Below are 4,395 nucleotides of genomic sequence, written 5' to 3' on the forward strand. Positions count from 1 at the left end.
ACAGCCGCCGCCCCGGATCGTCCCGGGCGGCGGGCCGGTGGTCGTTAGGCTGGGGGCCATGATCATCGGCACCGGCATCGACGTGGTGGACATCGCCCGCTTCGAGGAGCAGATCGCCCGCACCCCCGGCCTCGTGGCCCGGCTGTTCACCCCGCCCGAGCGGCAGCTGCACGTGCGCTCCCTCGCCGCGCGCTTCGCCGCGAAGGAGGCCGCCGCGAAGGCGCTCAAGGCCCCGCCCGGGATGATCTGGCAGCACTGCTGGATCGAGAAGGACCCCTCCGGCGCCCCGCTGCTGTGCACCGAGGGGACGGTGGCGGAGGAGGCGCGCCGGCAGGGCATCGACCGGTGGCACCTCACCATGACGCACGACGGCGGCATCGCGATGGCCATGGTCATCGCCGAGCGGACCGGTGACGGGGGCGCGGCGTGATCCCCGCCTGGACCGGCGCGCAGGTGCGCGCGGCCGAGACGGTGTTCCTCGAGAGGGGGGAGGGGCCCGCGCTGATGCGGCGCGCCGCCCACGGCCTGGCCCTGGTCGGCGCGCAGGTCCTGCGCGGGCGCCGGGGCCGGGTCGCCGGCGCCCGCGTGGTCGTGCTCGCCGGGACGGGCAACAACGGCGGGGACGGTCTGTGGGCCGGGGCGGAACTGGCGGACCGCGGCGCCGCCGTGCTCGCCGTGGCCGTCGGCGACCGGCTGCACCCCGAGGGCGCCGCGGCGCTGCTGGCCGCGGGCGGGCGCGTGCTGCACCTGACCGGGGCGGAGCCCGGCGCCACGGAGGCCGGTGCCACGGAGCCCGCCGTCGCGGAGGCCGTCGCGTGGGTGCTCGCCGCCGACCTGGTGCTCGACGCCGTGCTGGGCACGGGCGCCCGGGGCGGGCTGCGCGGGCCGGCGGCGGAGCTCGTCCGTTCGGCCCTGGCCCGGTGGCCCGGGGACGGGGGACCCGCGGTGGTGGCCTGCGACGTCCCCTCGGGCGTCTCCGCGGACACGGGCGCGGTGGCCGGACCTGTCCTGGCCGCGGACGTCACCGTGACGTTCGCCGGGGCCAAGGCCGGGCTGTTCCTGCCGCCGGGGGACCGGTGCTGCGGCGAGGTGCGGACCGTGCCCCTCGGGATCGAGCACGCCCTGCCCGACCCGGCCCTGCGGCGCCTGGAGCCCGACGACGTCGCGGCGCTGTGGCCGCGGCCGGGGGCGGCCTCCCACAAGTACTCCCGGGGCGTGGTGGGCGTCGTCGCCGGCTCCCCGACCTACCCCGGGGCGGCGCTGATGTGCACGCGCGCCGCCGTGGACGCCGGCGCCGGGATGGTCCGCCACCTCGGGGACGCCGCGACCCGGTCCCTCGTCTGCCTGACCAGCCCCGAGGTCGTCGCCTCCGAGGACCACCCCGACGACGTCCACGTCCAGGCGTGGGTCGTGGGCCCCGGCGCGGTGGGCGACGCCGCCCAGGAGTCCCGGATCGCCGCCGTGCTCGCGGGCGGGATCCCCGCGGTCGTCGACGCCGGTGCGCTCGACGCGGCGGCCCGGGCGGCCGCCGACGGCGCCCTCGGCCCGGGGAAGGTCCTCACCCCGCACGCCGGGGAGCTCGAGCAGGTGCTCGCCTGGCTCGCCGCCCTCGGCGGCGGCGCAGAGGCCCCCGACCGGGCGGCGATCGAGGCCGAGCCCGCCCGGTGGGCGTGCGCGGCGGCGGAGGCGACGGGCGCCGTCGTCGTCCTCAAGGGCGCCACCACCCTGGTGGCGTCCCCCGACGGGACGCTGCTCGCACAGGCCGACGGCAGCCCGTGGCTGGCGACTGCCGGCAGCGGGGACACCCTCGCGGGGGTCATGGGCGCGGCGCTCGCGGGCTGCGCCGAGGACCCGGACGCGTTCGCCGCCGCGGGGGAGTGGGCCCGGGGGGACGCCCGGCTCGGGGTGGCCGCGGCCCTGGCCGTGGCCGTGCACGGCTACGCGTCCCGGCTGGAGGGCCTCGGGCCCGTGCCGCCCACGGCGCTGTCCGCGAACGTGCGCGCAGTCCTGCGTCTCGGCCGCTGAGAGCCGGTCCCGGGCCCGGGTGGAGCGCCGCGGGGACGCGGGCGGCTCCCGTCCGGGCTAAGATCGAACCCACTTGCCCCAAAAACCCAGCCCGCTGACGGTGACCCCTGCCCGGCGGTACGACAGGAGATCCCCCATGGAAGTCTGGCCAGGTCAGCCCTATCCCCTCGGAGCCACCTTCGACGGGACCGGCACGAACTTCGCCCTCTTCAGCGAGGCCGCCGAGAAGGTCGAGCTGTGCTTGTTCGACCAGGACGGCACCGAGACCCGCATCGACGTCGCCGCGCAGGACAGCTACGTCTGGCACTGCTACCTCCCGACCGTCCAGCCCGGGCAGCGCTACGGCTACCGAGTGCACGGACCGTGGAACCCCGCCGAGGGCCAGCGCTTCAACTCCGCCAAGCTGCTGCTCGACCCCTACGCCAAGGCCGTCTCCGGCCAGATCGACTGGGACCAGGCGCTGTTCTCCTACGACTTCGGCGACGAGGACTCGTTCAACGACGAGGACTCCGCCCCCCACATGATGATGGGCGTGGTGATCAACCCCTACTTCAACTGGGAGGGCGACCGCACCCCGCGCACGCCGTACCACAAGTCGGTGATCTACGAGGCCCACGTCAAGGGCCTCACCCAGCAGCACCCCGAGGTCCCCGAGGAACAGCGCGGCACCTACGCCGGTGTGGCCCACCCCGCGGTGATCGCGCACTTGCAGAAGCTCGGCGTCACCGCCATCGAGCTCATGCCCGTGCACCAGTTCGTGCAGGACAGCACCCTGCTCGACCAGGGGTTGCGCAACTACTGGGGCTACAACACCATCGGGTTCTTCGCCCCGCACAACGAGTACCACTCCACCAACGACCTCGGCGGCCAGGTCCAGGAGTTCAAGGCCATGGTGCGCGCCCTGCACCAGGCCGACATCGAGGTGATCCTCGACGTGGTGTACAACCACACGGCCGAGGGCAACCACATGGGCCCCACGCTGTCCATGAAGGGCATCGACAACCAGGCCTACTACCGGACGGTGGAGGGCGACCAGAAGTTCTACATGGACTACACGGGCACCGGCAACACCCTCAACGTCCGCCACCCCCACTCCCTGCAGCTCATCATGGACTCCCTGCGCTACTGGGTGACCGAGATGCACGTGGACGGCTTCCGCTTCGACCTGGCCTCCGCGCTGGCCCGCGAGTTCTACGACGTGGACAAGCTGGCCACGTTCTTCGAGCTCGTCCAGCAGGACCCGGTCGTCTCCCAGGTGAAGCTCATCGCGGAGCCGTGGGACGTCGGCCCCGGCGGTTATCAGGTGGGCAACTTCCCGCCCCAGTGGACGGAGTGGAACGGGAAGTACCGGGACACCGTGCGCGACTTCTGGCGCGGGGAGCCCGCGACCCTCGGCGAGTTCGCCTCCCGCATCACGGGCTCGGCGGACCTCTACGAGCACAGCGGCCGCCGTCCGTTCGCGTCCATCAACTTCGTCACCGCCCACGACGGCTTCACGCTGCGGGACCTGGTCTCCTACAACGAGAAGCACAACGAGGCCAACGGCGAGGGCAACAACGACGGCGAGTCCCACAACCGCTCCTGGAACTGCGGCGTGGAGGGACCCACCGACGATCCCGAGGTGCTCGCCCTGCGCTCCCGCCAGCAGCGCAACTACCTCGCGACGCTGCTGCTGTCCCAGGGCACGCCCATGGTGCTGCACGGCGACGAGCTGGGCCGCACGCAGGACGGCAACAACAACACGTACTGCCAGGACAACGAGCTGTCGTGGATCAACTGGGACACCATGGACGGCCCGCTCACCGAGTTCGTCGCCGCCGTGACCCACCTGCGCCACGACCACCCGTCCTTCCGGCGCTCGGAGTTCTTCGACGGCCGCCCCGTCGAGATGGACGCGGACGACACCGGCCGCCCGATGCCCGACATCGCGTGGCTGACCACGGACGGCGCGCCGCTCAAGCCCGCCGACTGGGACGAGCCCCTGTCCCGGTCCTTCGGGATGTGGCTCAACGGCAACGGCATCGCGGGCGTGGACATGCGCGGGCGTCCCATCACGGACGTCAACTTCATCGTGTACTTCAACTCCAACCCGGAGCCCGTGAAGGTCAAGCTCCCGCCGGTGCGCTACGGCCGGCAGTGGGAGGAGGTCATCGACACCGCGGGCAAGTACGCCGACGGGCAGATCCGCAAGGCCCGGACGTCGATCACCCTCGACGGCAAGTCCATGGTCGTGCTGCGCGCCTACGAGAGCCCCGAGGAGGAGCCCGACGCGTCGGTCGCCGCCTCCGTGGCCGCGTACGCGAAGGCGCCGCAGGACCAGTGACCTGACGGACCCGGCAGGCTGTCGACCCGGACACGGGTCGACCGCCA

Annotated in this window: 3 protein-coding genes; all 3 read left to right on the forward strand. The window is 73.5% G+C overall.

Going from position 1 to position 4,395, the window contains the following annotated elements:
• The first annotated feature begins 58 nt into the window (after positions 1 to 58).
• The 3 genes from ACFU0Y_RS17350 (at position 59) to glgX (ending at position 4,348) form a co-directional block, all read left to right on the forward strand.
• On the forward strand, positions 59 to 430 hold the full coding sequence (locus tag ACFU0Y_RS17350; RefSeq protein WP_380216082.1) for a holo-ACP synthase: 372 nt from the start codon (positions 59 to 61) through the stop codon (positions 428 to 430).
• Complete coding sequence (locus ACFU0Y_RS17355) at positions 427 to 2,025, forward strand: NAD(P)H-hydrate epimerase (protein ID WP_380216078.1); 1,599 nt, start codon at positions 427 to 429, stop codon at positions 2,023 to 2,025. Before ACFU0Y_RS17350 ends, ACFU0Y_RS17355 begins: the two co-directional genes overlap by 4 nt.
• A 136-nt stretch (positions 2,026 to 2,161) precedes the next feature.
• Positions 2,162 to 4,348: a glycogen debranching protein GlgX gene (gene glgX / locus ACFU0Y_RS17360; RefSeq protein WP_380216080.1), complete on the forward strand. Its 2,187-nt coding sequence runs from the start codon at positions 2,162 to 2,164 to the stop codon at positions 4,346 to 4,348.
• Positions 4,349 to 4,395: the final 47 nt, after the last annotated feature.

The organism is Kocuria sp. NPDC057446, assembly GCF_042802875.1.
Classification (GTDB): Bacteria; Actinomycetota; Actinomycetes; order Actinomycetales; family Micrococcaceae; genus Kocuria.